Here is a 17,213-nt window from a genome sequence, read left to right as displayed (position 1 = left end):
CCCCGTCCGGTGCGGCGGGATGTGCCGCCGTGCGCCCCTCGACGACTCTCCTCTCCCGCTTCACCATGCCCGGCCAGGTCCGGAGTATTGCCGGGCGGGAGCCCGACGGGCCGTGGACGTGCGGAGACGCGAACATCCGCGGTAATCCAGTGCGGTGAGAATGTGGAGGAAGTGAACGAAACGTCAAATCGTTGACAGCCACACGGACCACTACGATCATCGCCCCGGAGACCCGAGACCCACCGATCACGTACGCGATGTCCCAGGAGCGGCCCGGCCATGTATCCCGACAGTTGCTGGGAGCCGGTGCCCGTGCGGTCCACCGCGAATCTCGTGGCGCGCTTCGTTCTCACGGTCGTCCTGCTGCCGCTGCACTGGGCTCTCGTCCTGGCGGGGTTCGCCGCGCTGCTCGCGTTCAGTCTCGTGGGCGATCTGCTGAAGCTGATCCCCGGCGCGGAGAAGGGGTTCTTCAGGGGCCTCGACGCGTTGGGCGACCGCGTGGAGGTGTGGCCCCGGTGGTTCGTGTCGTGGCCCGAGCTGCGGCACGAGGGCGACGCGGACTTCTACCGGGCGCGCGCCGACGAGGCCGTGGCGAGGCACACGAGCGCGGCGACCACCACCCGCAAGGGCGTGGTGCCGCCGTGGACCTGCGAGATACCGGTGCGCAAGTACCGCGCCGTGGGCGCCGGTTACCTGCTCAGGGCCGCCGAGGCGCAGGGCTGGGCGCTGCGGCACGACGAGTACTCGGACCTGCCGAACGAGATCAGGCTGCGGCGCGTACCCGAGGAGCCGGCGCCGGACGTCGCCGCCGCCTGACCCGGCCCGTGGCGGGCCGAGTCGTTCAGCGCGTGCTGAGCCAGTGCGGGTCCGGGACCACCGTGAGGACGGCGGAGAGCAGCACCACGGCGGCCAGGACGACCAGTTCGACGCGGGCCGCGAGATGCGCGTCGCGGCTGTGCAGCAGCCGTCGGCGCGCCACCAGGGCCAACGCGCTCGCCACGGCGACGAGTACGAGCTTGGCGATCAGGACACGGCCGTACGCCGACGTCACCACCACGTCGGCGGGCAGCCGGCGCAGCGTGGACAGCGTTCCGGTGGCGGCCAGCACGACCAGCAGCCAGACGGCGCCGCGCGCGTAGCGGGTCAGCACGGCCCGGGCGTCCGCCGGGTCGGCGCGGCGCAGCCACATCGTGCGCAGGACATGGCAGAGGCCGCCGACCCACAGGGACGCGGCGGTCAGATGGACGACCGTGAGGGCCGTGCCCAATTCCGGGGTGTACGGCTCCGGGTGGGCGCGCAGCGCCTCCGCGAGGACGACCCCGGCGAGCGGGACGAGCGCCCAGCGGGGCCGGCCGGTAGCGGCGCAACCGGCGGCGAGCAGGAAGCCGTTGGCCATGACGAGCAGCAGGCCGCCCTCGCGGGTGCCGTACGTCGCGGGGACGTCGAGGTCGCTCACCACCGCGAGGACCACGATCTGCCCGGCCGACGCGGCGGCTCCGGCCAGCGCGGCGGGGAGCGCCAGGGTCCGGGGCAGCGGGCCGGTGCGGGCGAGCGCGGCACCGGCCAGTTCCCCCAGGTGCAGCGCGAGCGCGGTGAAGACCGCGGCGCGCAGCAGGGAGGTGGTGCCGGCGGCGGGTATGCGCAGCTCGCCGGTGCCGCGCGAGGCGACGCCCGCGCCGTACAGCACGACGAGCAGTGCCAGCACGGCGCCGCCGACGCCGACGGCCTTGGCCCGTGTCGGCACCCTCGTCCCCTCCCGTGCGGTGGCCGGCCAGGCCCGGTGCGGTGGCCGGCTCGTCCTCAACCGCGGCGCGACCCGGCCACAGGACTAACCCTTCGCGCGGGACGCCAGGAATTCCTCGAAGGTGAGGAGGCCGTCGTTGTTGGAGTCGTGGGCGTTGATCACGGCCTGGGCGACGGTCTCCGTCACATGGAAGTCGCCGAGCTGCGCCATCGCGCTCTTGTACTCCGCCGCCGTGATCAGCCCGTCGCTGTTCCCGTCGAAACGGTCGAACGCCTTGCGCGCCTCTTCGATGTCCGCCACTGCTTCCGCCCCTTCTTGATCCCTACTGACAGGGGTCAGATTATCGGCCCGTCTCCGCCACCTCGGCGGCAGCCCGGCAGCAGCCTCAGGGACGGCGGTCCGACACCCGCATCTCGAACCAGGTCGTCTTGCCCCGCGGCAGCAGGTCCACGCCCCACCGGTCGGAGAGCTTGTCCACCAGGAACAGCCCACGTCCGCTGGTGTCCATCTCGCGCACCGGCAGCAGGCACGGCAGTCCGCGGGAGGGATCCCGCACCTCGATGCGGATCCAGCCGCGGCGGCGCAGCATCCGCAGGCCGAAGACGCGGGCGCCGGTGTGCCGTACGGCGTTGCCGACGAGTTCGGAGACGAGCAGCACCGCGTGCTCGGCCATCTGCGGGGAGAGCGCCCACTGGCGCAGGACGACGACATGGGTGAGTCTGCGTGCCGCCAGGGCGGACTCGGGGCGGGACGGCAGCCGGACTTCCGCTTCCGTCGGATTGCCGAACAGTTCGAGCACTCCGCGCGCCTGTTCGTCCTCGACGGCCGGCGTCAATCGCGTAGCGGCCGCGTCGCCGCCATGCCGCGGTTGTTCCACACCCTCAAGGCCCGCCATGTGTCCATCATGGCTGCCCAGACGGGCCGCCGGGGCCGTTCCGAGGGATTGGACACCCCCGAACAGCCCACCCGGACAAGGGAGTTTGGCATATGACCATGGCAGGAAGCCGCCCTCGTTACCCATCCTGATCTGCGATAACACGTCACACACGGGTGATCACCGGATGTGATCAACCGCTCCGCCTTAAGGTTGCCTTAAGGCGGAGCTGAGCCGGGCACCAGGTTGACGCACCCGCGTCGGCTGTCCAACCACGGTGCGATCAAAGGAACTTGGCCTTGCCCGGCCCCTCCTCCACGAAGCTGCGCATGCCGCGCTCGCGGTCCTCGGTGGCGAACAGGCCCGCGAACCAGTTCCGTTCGATGGCGAGGCCCGTCTCCAGATCGGTCTCCAGACCGGCGTCCACGGTCTCCTTGGCCGCCCGCAGCGCGAGCGCCGGTCCCTGGGCGAGCCTCGCGGCCCACGCGTGCGCCTGCTCGTAGACCTCCTCCGCCGGTACGACGCGGTCGACGAGCCCCAGCGCGAGCGCCTCGGGCGCCTTCACCTGACGGCCGGTGAAGATAAGGTCCTTGGCCTTGGAGGGGCCGATCAGCCGGGCCAGGCGCTGGGTGCCGCCCGCACCCGGGATCAGGCCGAGCAGGATCTCGGGCTGGCCGAGCTTCGCGTTGTCGGCGGCGATCCGGAAGTCGGCGCAGAGCGCCAACTCGCAGCCGCCGCCCAGCGCGTAGCCGGTGACTGCGGCGACCACGGGCTTGGGGATCCGCGCCACGGCCGTGAAGGACTCCTGGAGGGCCCGGGACCGTACGATCATCGCCGCGTGGTCCATGTCGCGCATCTCCTTGATGTCCGCGCCGGCGGCGAACACCTTCTCGCCGCCGTACAGGATCACGGCCCTGACGTCGTCGCGGCGCCCGGCCTCCGCCGCGAGTTCGAGGAGGCGGTCCTGGATCGCGATGTTCAGCGCGTTCATGGGCGGGCGGTCGAGCCGGATGGTGCCGACGCCGCCGGAGACTTCGAGATTCACAGATGACATACCAGGCAGGTTAGAGCCTGGTACCGGCAAGGACTCCGGTACGCGGAAGGGCCCGGCGCATCCTGGTCGGGGTGCGCCGGGCCCTCGGGGCCCGTCCTCGGTTCCGCGACGCGGGGACCGGGACGGGACCGCGCCGGTGCCGTACGGGGGCTACTCGGGGACTACTTCGTCCACTGCGCCCAGGGCATGTTCCAGCCGTTGAGGCCGTTGTCCGGGGCGATCTTCTTGTCGTCGGAGTTCTTCACGATCACCACGTCACCGATGATCGACTGGTCGTAGAACCACGCGGACGGCATGTTCTTGTCGTAGCCGCCCCGTACGTCGCGCAGTCCGACGCACCCGTGACTGACGTTGGCAGAGCCGAACGTCCCTGCGGACGCCCAGTAGTTGCCGTGGATGAAGGTGCCCGATGTGGACAGGCGCATCGCGTGCGGCACGTCCTTGATGTCGTACTCGCCGCCGAAGCCCACCGTCGCGCCGTTCATCCGCGTCACCTTGTGCTTCTCGCTGATGACCATCTCGCCGTTGTACGTGGTGGTCGACGGCGCGCCCGCGGTGATCGCGATCTTCTTGATCTGCTTGCCGTCCTTGACGATCTTCATCGTCTTGGCCTTGGCGTCCACCGTGGAGACCATGGAGCGGCCGATGGTGAACTTCACCGTCTTGGCCTGCTCGCCGTAGACGCCGGGCCGCCCCTCGACACCGTCGAGGTTGAGCTCCACGGTCACCTTCGTGCCCGCGGCCCAGTACTTCTCGGGCCGGAAGTCGAGCCGGTCGTTGCCGAACCAGTGCCCCTCGACGGGGACCGACGGCTCGGCGGTCACCTTGATGGCCCGCTCCACCGCCTCGGGATCGGTGATCCCACGGGTGAAGTTGAGCGAGACCGGCATGCCGACGCCGACCGTCGAGCCGTCCTCGGGCGTGTAGTGACCGATGAAGGTGTTCTTCGGTACGAGGGTGGTGAAGGTGGTGTCCTTCGCCGACACCCGGCCCTCGGAGTCCTTGGCGATCGCGTGCACCGTGTACTTGGTCGCTCCGGCCAGATGCCGGGCCGGCTCCCAGGCCGTACCACCGGCAGCGATCTTGCCGTCGACCGCGTTGCCCTTGCTGTCCTCGACGTTGACGGTCGTCAGCTTGCCCTTGCTCGCGGTGATCTTGAGCGCGCCGCTCGTCGCTACCGACTTCGCGCCGTCCTTGGGCGCGACCATCACGACGGCCTGCGAGGCGGCGTTCTCGACCTTCCCGCCGTCCTTCTCGCCCTTGCCGTCACCGCTGTCGCCGCCCTCGCCGCCTCCGCCGCCGCACGCCGTCACGAACAGGAGCAGGCCCCCCAGCGCGAACGCCGCGAGCCCTGTGCCCCGTCCCGCTCGCCGTGTCCGGCCGGCTTCCGCCGATGCCCCCGATATCGGCTGCCCGTTCAATGGTCGTCTCCCCTCACACGGCCGGGCCCCGCCTCGGCCTCGGAGCCGGGTGCGAACGACGCACGACCGGGCTCCACACCCCCGCGCGCTTTGCTCGCGCGCACGGCGCTAGATAATCACACCGCGAGCCGTCCCGGACTCCCCGGGATTGTCACTGTTCCGTTCCAACGTCTCCTGGAATCAGGGACGGTCACGCAGGTGAGGGTGGGTGCGAGGTCGTTTCTCGGGGAGCCGTACGGCTCCGTGCGTCAGCCGGTGACCGCGGAACCCGCCTTCCACTTCGGCCAGTCGACGTTCCAGCCGCCCAGTCCGTTGTCCGGAGCGACGGTCCTGTCGCGGGAGTTGACCACTTCCACGACATCGCCGACGAGTGTCCTGTCGAAGAACCAGCCCGCCGGGGTGTCCGCGCTGCCGCCCTTGACGTCTCGCAGTCCGACGCACCCGTGGCTGACGTTGGTCGAGCCGAACGTGTCCGGCGTGGCCCAGTAGTTGCCGTGCAGGAACGTCCCCGACGTCGTCAGGCGCAGGGCGTGCGGCACGTCCTTGATGTCGTACTCGCCGCCGAAGCCCACCGTCGCGCCGTTCATCCGCGTCACGTCGTACAGCTCGGTGACGACCATCTTCCCGTTGTACGTCGTGGTCTTGGGCGCCCCGGCCGTGATCGGCACCGTCGAGACCAGCGCACCGTCGCGCCGTACCTCCATGGTGTGTTTCTCCGCGTCCACGAGGGACACCTGGGAGCGGCCGATCGTGAATCCGACGGTCTTCTCCTGGATGCCGAAGACGCCCGGCGCGGCCTGGACGTCCCGCAGCCGCAGGTCGACGGTGACCTTGGTGCCCGGCTTCCAGTACTCCCGGGGCCGGAAATCCAGCCGCCGGTCGCCGAACCAGTGCCCGACGACCTCGACCGGCGGATCGGAGGTGACGCGGACGGCGCGCTGGACGGCCGCGCGGTTCTCGATCTTCCGGTTGAAGTCGAAGGAGACGATCATGCCGGTGCCGACGGTCGAACGGTTCTCGGGCTGGAAGTAGCCGATGAAGCGGTGCTTCGGCACGGCGGTGGTGAAGGTGGAGTGCCGGGCCGATCTGCGGCCCTCGCCGTCCACGGCGACCACGTCGACGCTGTATTTGGCGGCGAGCACGACGCGCGCCTCCGCATCCGGCGACCATACGAGTCCGTCGTCGGAGGTGCGGCCCGGCAGCTTCGTGCGCTGCGCGCCGTCGACCCGCGCGACCTCGACCCGCTCCAGCCGGCCGTCGGGAATCCTCACCTCGATCCGGTCACCGCGATTGATGTTCCTGGCCCCGTCCTCGGGGCTGATACGAATCGTGTCCCCAGGCGCCCGGGACTTGCTTTCGGTGAAGGTCTCGCCGACGGTGCATCCCGTCAGTCCGACCAGCCCCGCCATCAGTCCTGCCCATGTCAGGACGGCGGCGACGCCGGTCCTTGCCCGCTTCAGTACGTGTGTCACGACCCACCCAACGACGACCCCCCTGCGGGGGAAACGTGAGCGGGACCCTTCCGGCGGGCAGAACACGTGGGAGGACCACGCGAGGGGGAGCCACGGCCGGGACGCCGTGGCAGCCGGACGCGCGGGGCCGACGAGCCGGGAGGCCTGACAGGTGGCGAGCGCAGCCGAGCAGGAGACAGTGCGGGAACCGGTCCAGGATCCGATGATGGATCATGTGAGAGATCCGGTCGAAGAGGTCGAGCCGGGCGTCGGGACGGACGTCGGGCGAGAGGCGGGGAGCGGGACGGAGGCCGTCGGGGAGGCGGCCTCCGCCGCTCCCCCGCCCGAGGTGTGGCCGGGTGCGCCGACGCCGCTGGGGGCGCGGTACCGGGTGGGTCCGGACGGGGTCGCGGGGACGAACTTCGCCCTCTGGGCGGGCGGCGCGGAGGCCGTCGAGCTGTGCCTCTTCGACGACGCGGAAGCCCCGGACGGCGGCGCGGACGGCGACCTGGCCGGGGGCGCGGCCTCCGTAGGAGGCGGCGCCGTGGAGACCCGCCTTCCACTGACCGAGCTGACGCACGAGATCTGGCACGGTTTCGTGCCGGACATACGCCCCGGACAGCGTTACGGCTTCCGCGTGCACGGCCGCTGGGATCCCTGGACGGGAGCCCGCTGGAATCCGGCGAAACTGCTCCTCGACCCGTACGCGCGCGCCGTCGACGGCGACTTCGCGCTGCCGCCGGAGGTGTACGGCCATGTGCGCGACTGGCCGCAGCAGCAGGTAGCCGACACGGTGCGCGACGAGCACGACTCCGCGCCGTACGTCCCCAAGGGAGTGGTCGTCCACGACGACGCCCCCGACGACACGTGGGCCGACGACCGGCGCCCCAAGACACCCTGGGCGGACACGGTCATCTACGAGCTGCACGTACGCGGCTTCACCATGCGCCATCCGGGCATCCCCGACGAGCTGCGCGGCACCTACGCGGGCCTCGCCCACCCGGCGGCGATCGAGCATCTCGTACGGCTCGGGGTGACCGCCGTCGAGCTGCTGCCGGTGCACCAGTTCGCGCACGAGGACCATCTGCTGCGCCGGGGCCTGCGCAACTACTGGGGCTACAACTCCATCGGCTACTTCGCCCCGCACGCCGACTACGCGGCGGGCGGCACCCGGGGACAGCAGGTCGGCGAGTTCAAGCAGATGGTGCGCGCGCTGCACGACGCCGGGATCGAGGTCATCCTCGACGTCGTCTACAACCACACGGCGGAGGCGGGCGAGCTCGGCCCGACGCTGTCCCTGCGCGGCATCGACAACCGCGGCTACTACCGCCTCCAGGCCGACGCCCGCAGATACAGCGACTACACGGGCTGCGGCAACACCCTCCATGTCGTCCAGCCGCAGGTCCTGCGGCTGATCACGGACTCACTGCGGTACTGGGTCACGGAGATGGGCGTCGACGGGTTCCGCTTCGACCTGGCGGCGGCGCTCGCCCGCTCCATGCACGACGTCGACATGCTGTCGCCCTTCCTGGCCGTGATCGCGCAGGATCCGGTACTGCGGCGGGTGAAGCTCATCGCCGAACCGTGGGACGTCGGCGACGGCGGCTACCAGGTCGGGTCCTTCCCGCCGCTGTGGGCCGAGTGGAACGACCGCTACCGGGACGCCGTACGCGACTTCTGGCGCGGCGCCACACCCGACGTACGGGATCTGGGTTACCGGCTGTCCGGGTCGAGCGACCTGTACGCGTGGGGCGGCCGGCGGCCGTACGCGTCCGTCAACTTCGTCACCGCCCACGACGGCTTCACCCTGCGCGACCTCGTCAGTTACGAGCACAAGCACAACGAGGCGAACGGCGAGGGCAACAGGGACGGCACGGACGACAACCGCGCCTGGAACTGCGGCGTGGAGGGCGAGACCGACGACCCCGAGGTCAACGCCCTGCGGCGGCGGCAACTGCGCAACCTCCTCACCACCCTGCTGCTGTCGACCGGTGTGCCGATGCTGGTCGCGGGCGACGAGATGGGCCGTACGCAGGGCGGCAGCAACAACGCGTACTGCCAGGACAACGGGACGAGCTGGCTCGACTGGTCCCTGCTCGACCAGCCGGGCTCCTACGGCCTCTACCGGCTCACCAGGCGGCTCCTGGCGCTGCGGAACGCCCATCCGGTGCTGCGTCGCCGCGCGTTCTTCTCCGGCCGCGCACAGGCGCCCGAGGGGCTGCGCGACCTGGCGTGGTTCAGGCCCGACGGCAAGGAGATGACCGAGCGGGACTGGTACGCGCCCGCCTCGACGCTCGGGCTGTTCCTGTCGGGGCGCGACATCCCCGGGCGCGACGCGCGGGGGCGGAAGATCACCGACGACAGCTTCCTGGCGGTGCTGCACTCGGGGTCCCGGCCGCAGGACTTCGCGCTGCCCGGCGAGCCGTGGGCGCGGTCGTACGAGCTGGTGGTCGACACCTCGTCGGAGGACCAGGAGGAGGAGCCCGGGACGGTGCTCGACGGGGGGACGGTCACGACGGTGCCCGCGCGGGCGGTGCTGCTGCTGCGCGTACGGGGGTGAGTCTCGCCGCCTCTTCAGGAGGGGAGGTCGCTGTCTTCTGGAGCCGTCGCCTCCTTGGAAGGAGAGCGGTACGGGACTCAGCCGAGGATCTTGCGGTCGTACCCCACGGCGACGGCCGCCGCCCGGTCCTTGACGCCCAACTTGGCATATATGTGCGTGAGATGGGTCTTCACCGTCGCCTCGCTGATGAACAGCTCGGCGGCGATCTCGCGGTTCGACGTGCCCCGCGCGACGAGTTCGAGGACCTCGCGCTCACGCGCGGAGAGCGCTTCGTTGCCCGCGACGGGCGTACGGACGCGGGAGACCAGCCGGGACGCGACGGCGGGCGACAGGACCGTACGCCCCTCGGCCGCCGCCCGTACCGCCGTGAACAGCTCCTCGCGCGGCGCGTCCTTGAGGAGGTAGCCGGTGGCGCCCGCCTCTATCGCGGGGATCGTGTCGGAGTCCGTGTCGTACGTGGTGAGGACGAGCACCTTGGCACGGGCGCCGCGCCGGGTCAGCGCAGCAATCGCGTCGACTCCCCCGCCGTCGGGCATCCGCAGGTCCATCAGGACGACGTCCGGGTCCACACGGAGCGCCAGTTCGACACCGGCGACGCCGCCCGACGCCTCGCCCAGCACCTCGAAGCCGTCGGCGGACTCGAACATGCCGCGCAGACCGTCCCGTACGACGGGATGGTCATCGACGACGATCAGGGTGATGGTCCGCTCTGGCATGACGGACCAAAGGTACGCGAGCCGAGACCGCCGTGCCGCCGCCCACCTCCGACTCCACGGTGACGGTGCCCGCTATGCGTTCCGCGCGGGCGCGCATGCCGTCGAGGCCGAATCCGTTCGAACCGGAGCGGGGGCGCAGCACGAGGGGGTCGAAGCCGCGCCCGTCGTCCCGTACGTCGAGGGTGATCTCGTGGCCCATGTACGAGAGGGTGACGCCGGCCCGGTCGGCCACGGCGTGCTTGGCGGTGTTGGCGAGGGCTTCCTGGGCGATGCGCAGCAGCGTGGCGGCGACCTCGTCGTGCAGGGGCTCCTCCGTGCCGGTGACCGTGAACCCGGCCCGCACACCGGTCCGGTCGGACCATTCGGCGACGGTCTTCTTCAGGGCCTCGGCCAGGGTGTCGTGGTCCAGGGCCGCCGGGCCGAGGTTGCGCACCGAGCGGCGCGCCTCGCCGAGGCTGTGCCGGGCGAGGGCTGCGGCCCGCGTCAGATGCTCGCGGGCCAGCTCGGGATCGGAGGTGGCGGTCACCACCTGGAGCTGGGCGATGATGCCGGTCAGCCCCTGGGCGATGGTGTCGTGGATCTCGGCGGCGAGCCTGCGGCGCTCGTCGGCGACGCCCGCCTCCCGGGCCTGGACGAGGAGCTGGGCGTGCAGCCCCGCGTTCTCCTCCAGGGCCTGCTCAAGACGGGCGTTGGCCTGTTCGAGCTCGGTGATGGTCGCGGACCTCTCGGCGGCGACCTCGGACTCCCTGCGGCCGAGATGGGCGAAGACGAGGGTGAGGGAGCCGTTGAGCAGGAGGAGCCCGGCGAAGAGGACCCACTGGAGAATGCCGGCCGGTGGCAGGCCGCCGGACTGCGAGCCCGACATGATGACGGCGTAGACGAGGAGTCCGGCCCTGACTGCGCGCTTGGGCAGCAGATGACCGCTGTCGAAGTAGCCGAGGACGGCGTAGATCGCGAAGAGCGGGTTGAGCCAGGTGAGGACGAAGGCGATGACGGTCCGTACGCCGTAGTAGACGAGGCCGGCGGTCGACGGCTCGCCCCCGCGCAGCGGCAGACCGCGCTCGATCCGGCTCCAGCACAGCTGGAGGGCAACGGCGGCGACGACCAGCGCCCCGGCCGTGTACTGCTCGGTGCGCGTCATGCCGAAGGCGTCCACGCTGAGGGCCGAGATCACGGTGGAGAGCGCCAGCAGGGCATAGGGACCCCGCCGGTGGAACTGCTCCCACCGCTCCTCCACGGAGACCGCCCCGCGCCCCGCCCCGGCTGTCGTCATCCACACAGTGTGCCCCGTCCTTGGTGGCGGCCGGAGAGGGCCGGGGCGGCTGCGGACCCCCCTGTGGTCCGCACCCGCCCGGCCCCCGCGTCCCGCCCCGGCACGCGCTCCCCCGGCCTCCCGCCGGTGGTCATTCCCAGCGGAACCAGCGGGCGGCGCCGGCGGTCAGCAGGAGCGTCCACAGAGCCATCACGCCCAGGTCCACCCAGTGCGGCCAGCCGCCGCGCATCGCGGCGTCGAGCGCCTCGGAGGCGGCGCCCATGGGCGAGTAGCCGACGATGTCGCGCAGCAGGTCGGGCATCGTCTGGACGGGCAGCCACACGCCCGCGGTGAACATCGACGGGAAGAACAGGGCCGAGCCGATGGCCTGGCCCGCCTTCTGGGTCCGGGCGATCGCGCAGACCAGCCCGCCCAGCGCCAGGGCGCCGGCCGTCGCGAGGACCAGCGCCAGCAGATAGCCGGCGATCTGGCCGGGCAGCGCCACGCCGAAGGCGATCCTGCCGACGGCGATCACCAGCACGGCCGAGGCGAGCGCACCGCCGCCGAGCAGCACGAGCTGCGAGACGAGCAGCGTGGTGGGACGCACGGGCGTCGTGGACATACGGCGCAGGATGCCGCGCTCGCGGTAGCCGATCAGGATCGGCGGCATGGCCTGGAGCCCGGCCATGATCACGGCGAGCAGGGCGGCGACGGGGACGTACAGGTCGATGACCCGACGGCCGCCGAGGTCGGGGTCGGGGTCGTCGAAGCCGGGGATCAGCCCGAGGATCACCATCAGGAGGGTCGGAAAGGTGATGATCCAGAAGAGCACCCCCGGCTCGCGGGTCAGCAGGCGCGCCTCGGTCTTGAGGACGGCGGTGGACGCGGAGGCCATGTCAGACCCTCTCTTCGGGCTGTGGAGCGGTGGCGGCGGTGCCCGTACCGGTGGCGGTGCCCGTGGCAGTGCCCGTGTCTGTGCCGGTGGGGGTGTCCGTGCCGGTGTTCGCCGCCGTCCCGGTCCCCGTCTGCGTGAGGTCGAGGAACGCGTCGTCCAGCGTCGCCTCGGTGACCCGGAGCTGGTGCGCCGTGACGCGGTGGCGGGCGAGCAGCGTGATGACCGCGTTGACGGTCTCGTCGGTGCCGTTGATGACGATCCGGTCGCCCTTCGTCTCGACGGACACCGCCTTGGGCAGCGCGGCCAGGTCCTCGTCCCGCAGCGGCTCCGACGGCGTGAACGAGATGACGGTGGACGCGGTCGAGCGCGCGATCAGCCCGGACGGGGTGTCGAGCGCGGCCACCTTCCCCCGGTCGATCACGGCGATACGGTCGCAGAGCCGCTGCGCCTCCTCCATGAAGTGGGTGACCAGCAGCACGGTCACCCCGGAGTCCCTGATCTCCTCGATCAGGCTCCAGGTGTCGCGGCGGGCACGCGGGTCCAGACCGGTGGTCAGCTCGTCGAGCACGACCACGCGCGGACCGCCGATCAGGGACAGCGCGATGAACAGCCGCTGTTTCTGGCCGCCGGACAGCTTCGCGAAGCGCGTCGAGAGCTTGGATTCGAGTCCGAGGCGGCCGGCGAGGGGACGCCAGTCGACGGGCTTGGGGTAGAACGCGGAGTACAGCTCCAGCGCCTCGCGCACCGTCAGCTTCGGCTGGAGTTCACTCTCCTGGAGCTGTGCGCCGAGGAGTTGTGTGACCTGCTCGTGGTCGCCGACCGGATCGAGTCCGGCGACCCGGACCGTACCGGCGTCGGGGACCCTGAGCCCCTCGACGCATTCGACGGTCGTCGTCTTGCCGGCACCGTTGGGACCGAGGATCCCGAAGATCTCGCCCTCCTCGACGGTGAAATCGACACCGTCGACGGCGGGCTTTCCCCCGTAGGCCTTGCGCAGGCCGTTCACTTCGATGATCGCCATGGCAGCAGGATGCCGCCACGCGGCACGGGACGGCATCGGCCATCGCGCTCGACCTCGTATCAACCGATCGGTTGATGGCGGCATCAGCCCCGGTCGACGCCGACGGCAGGCGCCCTCCCTCGGATGCCGACACCGACACCGACGTCAGCCGGAAATCGGTGGGCACTGTCAGTGGTGATACGTAGGCTCGCCTTGATGCCGACCTCCGAAGATGTACCTACCAAGGATCCCTCCACGGTCCAGAACCGCTCCGCCGTGCGTTCGCTGCTCAGGCTGTGGCCGTATGTACGGCCGGTGCGCGTGCGCCTGTTCAGCGCCGCGTTCGTCGCGGTGCTGGCCTCGTCGCTGGCCCTCGTCTTCCCCCTCGTACTGAAGTGGATGGTCGACGGCCCGATCGCGGAGGGTGACACGGGCGGCATCTGGCGTGGCGCTCTCTATCTCCTGCTGCTCGGGATCCTCGAGGCGGTGCTCTTCGGCTTCCGGCGTTGGTTGGTGGCCAGGCCGCTGGCGGGGGTCGAGGCGGCGATGCGGGCGGATCTCTACCGGCATCTCCAACGGCTGCCGATCGCGTTCCACGACCGGTGGCCATCGGGCCAGTTGCTGTCGCGCGGCACGACGGACCTGATGCTGCTGCGTATGTTTCTGGCCTTTCCGCTGACCTTCCTGCTGGTGAACGGGACGACGATCCTGGTCGGATTCCTGATTCTGCTGATGCAGGAGTGGACGCTCGGGCTGGTGCTGCTGGCGCCCGTGGTGCCGCTGGTCATCCTCTGCTCGCTCTTCGAGGCGAAGTACTCACTGGTCGCGCGCAAGGCGCAGGACCAGGTGGGCGATCTGACGACGGTGGTCGAGGAGAGCGTCCTCGGCGTACGGATCGTGAAGGGCTTCGGCAGGCACCGCAGCCAGGCCCTCGCGTTCCGGGCGCTCGCGGAGCGGCTGCGCGGTACGGAGCTGGGCAAGGCCCGTCTGCTGGCGGGCATCTGGGCGCTGATCATGGTCATCCCCGAGGTGGCCATCGGCGCGGCGCTGGTGCTGGGCACGATCCAGGTCGCCGACGGTCATCTGTCCACGGGCACGCTGGTCGCCTTCCTGTCGACGGCGCTGGCGCTGCGCTGGCCGGTGGAGTCGATCGGCTTCCTGCTGGCGATGAGCCAGGAGTCGGCGACCGCGACGGAGCGGTACTTCGAGGTGATGGACGCCAAGGAGGAGACGGCGGACGCGGACGGACCGGCGGTGGTCGCGGCCAAGGGCGGCACCGCCGTACGGAGGGAGTCCGACGGGCTGCGCTTCGAGGGCGTGTCGTTCCGGTATCCCGACGCGGAGGCCGGGTCCGTGCCCGTACTGGCGGAGGTGGACCTGCACATCAGGTCCGGCGAGACGATGGCGCTCGTCGGCGCGACGGGCTCCGGGAAGACGACGCTCACCGCGCTGGTGCCCCGGCTGCACGAGGTGACGGGCGGGCGGATCACGCTCGACGGCGACGACATCGCGCTGATGCCCCGGCAGCGGCTGCGTGAGCTGGTGTCGGTGGCCTTCGAGGAGCCGACACTGTTCTCGGCGACCGTCGGCGACAACGTCCGTATGGGCGCCGAGAGCGCGGACGAAGCGGCGCTGCTGCGGGCGCTGGACGTGGCGCAGGCCGACTTCGTGCGGGACCTGCCGAACGGTGTGCACACCGAGGTCGGCGAGCAGGGACTCAGTCTCTCCGGCGGTCAGCGGCAACGGCTGGCGCTGGCCAGGGCGGTGGTCGGCGGACCGCGCTTCCTGGTGCTCGACGATCCGCTGTCCGCGCTCGACGTGCACACGGAGGCGCTGGTCGAGGCGGCCCTGCGCCGGGTGCTCGATGAGACGACGGCGCTCGTCGTGGCGCACCGGCCGTCGACGGTGATGCTGGCGGACCGGGTGGCGCTGATCTCGGACGGCCGGATCACGGCGGTGGGGACGCACCACGAACTGCTGCGGGACAACGCGGAGTACGCGTGGCTGATGTCCGGGGCCGACGCGGAGACAGGGGCGCGGTCGGGCACCGGCTGCGATGAGGGAAGCGACACCGGGGCGGAATCCGTCGAGGGGAGCATGAGATGACGTCGTCGCCGACGACCACGAGCGACGGTCCGACCGAACCGGGGCGGGACGACGACGGCACGGTCCCCGACTCCGGGGCCGGTGCCAGGGCCGGGACCGATGGCGCGGGACGTGCCGCCGCCGCACCGGGCGGGAAGCCCGGCTCGGGCACGGGCGGGGCGGGTACGGGCGGGGCGGGTACGGGAGCCCCCACCGTCACGGTCACCGTCACGGCCCCGGGCGCCGGGCACGGTCCGGGCGTCGGCACGCTGGGGGCTCCCGCCGACGCCCCCGGCGTCGAGGCATCACCCGGCTCCCCCGGTTCCCCCGACGAGCGCAGACCCGCGTCCCCGGACTCCCCGGACGACGACCCCTTCGCGCAGGACGCGCTGCCCGCCCCGCGCGGGGCCACCGGCGCGCTGCTCCGGTCGCTGCTGCGCGCGCGGCGCGGCAGGGTCGCACTGACCGCACTGCTCCTGCTGCTCCAGCAGGCCGCCGTCCAGGCGGGCCCGCTGCTCGTCGCGTACGCCATCGACCGGGGCGTGCCCGCCTTCCGTGCCGACGACAACGGCCCGCTGATCGCGGTCGCCGTCGGCTATCTGCTCTGCGCCGCCGGAGCAGGGGTCTTCCAGTACGCCTTCATCCGCTCGTCCGCCCGGGTGAACCAGGACGTGCTCCTCGATCTGCGCGGCCGGATCTTCCGCCATGCCCAGGCACTGAGCGTGGACTTCCACGAGCGCTACACCTCCGGACGGCTGATCTCCCGCTCCACCACGGACGTCGAGTCGCTGCGCGAACTGCTCGCCGAAGGGCTCCAGGAACTCGTCGCGGTCGTCCTCGCCTTCGTCTACATCTCGGCGATGCTGCTCTACCTGGACGTCGGCATCGGCGGACTCGCCGTGCTCTCCTTCGTACCGCTGTACGCGTTGGTGCGGCTGTACCAGCGCAGGGCCGGCGCCATATTCGGCAAGCGCTCCACCGCCATCGCGGCGGTCATCGTGAAGTTCGCGGAGACCATGAACGGCATCAGGCCCGTACAGGCGTTCCGCCGCGAGCGCGCCAACGACGCCGAATTCCACGCCCTCAACCACCACCACGAGCGCACCAACGGCGACGCCATCCTCGAAATGGCGCGCTATGTGATCGGTTCACGGCTCACGGCGAACATCGCCGTCGCCGGCATCGTGCTGTGGGGCGCCTTCCGAGTCGCCGACGGGACACTCGCCCTCGGTGTGCTCGCCGCGTCGGTGCTGTTCCTGCGGAGGCTGTACGACCCGATCGACCGGCTCGGGATGTTCCTCAACTCCTACCAGTCGGCGGCGGCTTCGCTGGAGAAGATCGCGGGCCTGCTGGCCCAGGCCCCGTCCGTGCCGGAGGCGGCGGACCCCCGCCCGCTGCCGGAGCTGACGGGCGGCCACCCGGGCCGGGAGGTCGTGTTCGACGGGGTCAGCTTCTCGTACCGGACGGGCGGCGAGGTCCTGCCCCGCTTCGACCTGACGCTCCCGGCCGGCCAGACGGTGGCCGTCGTCGGCTCGACCGGCGCGGGCAAGTCCACGCTGGCCAAGCTGCTGGCCCGGTTCTACGACCCCACCGAGGGCCGTGTCCTGCTCGACGGCACCGATCTGCGGGACCTGGACACCCCCGAGCTGCGGCGCGGTGTCGTGATGGTGACCCAGGAGGCGTTCCTCTTCTCCGGCACCGTCGCCGAGAACATCGCGATCGGCCGTCCCGACGCGTCGCGCGACGACATCGAGCGGGCCGCGAAGGCGATCGGCGCGCACGACTTCATCAGCGGTCTGCCGGACGGGTACGACACGGACGTACGGAAGCGGGGCGGCCGGATCTCGGCGGGCCAGCGCCAGTTGGTGGCGTTCGCCCGCGCGCTGCTCGCCGATCCCTCCGTACTGATCCTGGACGAGGCGACGAGTTCGCTGGACATTCCGGGTGAGCGGGCGGTGCAGCGGGCGATGGACACGGTGCTCAACGGCCGTACGGCGGTGGTGATCGCGCACCGTCTGTCGACGGTGGAGATCGCCGACCGGGTGCTGGTGATGGAGCACGGCCGCATCGTCGAAGACGGCTCCCCGGCCGAACTGATCGGCGGTGTCGGCCGGTTCGCGGGCCTGCACCGCGCATGGCGCGACAGCCTGGCCTGACCTCC

Annotated in this window: 14 protein-coding genes; 4 read left to right on the top strand and 10 right to left on the bottom strand. The window is 71.3% G+C overall.

Going from position 1 to position 17,213, the window contains the following annotated elements; genetic code table 11:
* The first annotated feature begins 279 nt into the window (after positions 1-279).
* Positions 280-816, top strand: coding sequence for a hypothetical protein (locus ACFWHU_RS12160; protein WP_385803795.1), 537 nt, complete (start codon positions 280-282; stop codon positions 814-816).
* A 25-nt stretch (positions 817-841) separates the two neighbouring features.
* On the opposite strand, the gene ACFWHU_RS12155 is transcribed toward ACFWHU_RS12160, so the two are convergent.
* The 6 genes from ACFWHU_RS12155 to ACFWHU_RS12130 form a co-directional block, all read right to left on the bottom strand.
* Positions 842-1,744: a CopD family protein gene (locus tag ACFWHU_RS12155; protein WP_387224766.1), complete on the bottom strand. Its 903-nt coding sequence runs from the start codon at positions 1,742-1,744 to the stop codon at positions 842-844.
* An 84-nt stretch (positions 1,745-1,828) separates the two neighbouring features.
* Positions 1,829-2,044 (bottom strand): EF-hand domain-containing protein, encoded by a 216-nt coding sequence (locus ACFWHU_RS12150; RefSeq protein WP_078074982.1) that lies wholly within the window; start codon positions 2,042-2,044, stop codon positions 1,829-1,831.
* An 85-nt stretch (positions 2,045-2,129) separates the two neighbouring features.
* Positions 2,130-2,639: an ATP-binding protein gene (locus ACFWHU_RS12145; RefSeq protein WP_385803791.1), complete on the bottom strand. Its 510-nt coding sequence runs from the start codon at positions 2,637-2,639 to the stop codon at positions 2,130-2,132.
* Positions 2,640-2,901: 262 nt separating this feature from the next.
* Positions 2,902-3,672, bottom strand: a complete 771-nt coding sequence (locus ACFWHU_RS12140; protein WP_387224765.1) for an enoyl-CoA hydratase/isomerase family protein — start codon at positions 3,670-3,672, stop codon at positions 2,902-2,904.
* 161 nt (positions 3,673-3,833) lie between these two features.
* Positions 3,834-5,093 carry an Ig-like domain-containing protein gene (locus ACFWHU_RS12135; protein WP_387224764.1) on the bottom strand — a complete coding sequence of 420 codons (1,260 nt, stop codon included), beginning with the start codon at positions 5,091-5,093 and terminating at the stop codon, positions 3,834-3,836.
* A gap of 248 nt (positions 5,094-5,341) precedes the next feature.
* Entirely contained in the window at positions 5,342-6,565 is a 1,224-nt protein-coding gene (locus ACFWHU_RS12130) for an Ig-like domain-containing protein (protein WP_385803785.1), read from the bottom strand.
* 205 nt (positions 6,566-6,770) lie between these two features.
* Between ACFWHU_RS12130 and glgX the strand changes: the two genes are divergently transcribed.
* A complete protein-coding gene (gene glgX, locus ACFWHU_RS12125; RefSeq protein ID WP_387224763.1) occupies positions 6,771-9,104 on the top strand; it encodes a glycogen debranching protein GlgX in 2,334 nt (777 codons plus the stop codon).
* A gap of 77 nt (positions 9,105-9,181) precedes the next feature.
* On the opposite strand, the gene ACFWHU_RS12120 is transcribed toward glgX, so the two are convergent.
* The 4 genes from ACFWHU_RS12120 to ACFWHU_RS12105 all read right to left on the bottom strand — a co-directional run bounded on the left by ACFWHU_RS12120 (position 9,182) and on the right by ACFWHU_RS12105 (position 12,988).
* On the bottom strand, positions 9,182-9,820 hold the full coding sequence (locus ACFWHU_RS12120) for a response regulator (protein WP_385803781.1): 639 nt from the start codon (positions 9,818-9,820) through the stop codon (positions 9,182-9,184).
* Complete coding sequence (locus tag ACFWHU_RS12115) at positions 9,783-11,093, bottom strand: sensor histidine kinase (RefSeq protein ID WP_385803779.1); 1,311 nt, start codon at positions 11,091-11,093, stop codon at positions 9,783-9,785. Before ACFWHU_RS12115 ends, ACFWHU_RS12120 begins: the two co-directional genes overlap by 38 nt.
* Positions 11,094-11,223: 130 nt before the next feature.
* Positions 11,224-11,967: an ABC transporter permease gene (locus ACFWHU_RS12110; protein WP_385803777.1), complete on the bottom strand. Its 744-nt coding sequence runs from the start codon at positions 11,965-11,967 to the stop codon at positions 11,224-11,226.
* A gap of 1 nt (position 11,968) precedes the next feature.
* Complete coding sequence (locus tag ACFWHU_RS12105) at positions 11,969-12,988, bottom strand: ABC transporter ATP-binding protein (RefSeq protein ID WP_387224761.1); 1,020 nt, start codon at positions 12,986-12,988, stop codon at positions 11,969-11,971.
* A 195-nt stretch (positions 12,989-13,183) separates the two neighbouring features.
* Here ACFWHU_RS12105 and ACFWHU_RS12100 point away from each other — a divergent pair, with 195 nt between their 5' ends.
* Complete coding sequence (locus ACFWHU_RS12100; RefSeq protein ID WP_387224760.1) at positions 13,184-15,073, top strand: ABC transporter ATP-binding protein; 1,890 nt, start codon at positions 13,184-13,186, stop codon at positions 15,071-15,073.
* 248 nt (positions 15,074-15,321) lie between these two features.
* Positions 15,322-17,208, top strand: a complete 1,887-nt coding sequence (locus ACFWHU_RS12095; protein WP_387224839.1) for an ABC transporter ATP-binding protein — start codon at positions 15,322-15,324, stop codon at positions 17,206-17,208.
* Positions 17,209-17,213: the final 5 nt, after the last annotated feature.

Origin of the sequence: Streptomyces sp. NPDC060366, from assembly GCF_042725135.1 — a bacterium.
In the GTDB taxonomy this organism is placed as follows: domain Bacteria; phylum Actinomycetota; class Actinomycetes; order Streptomycetales; family Streptomycetaceae; genus Streptomyces.
This window is presented reverse-complemented; position numbering and strand designations above follow the sequence as displayed.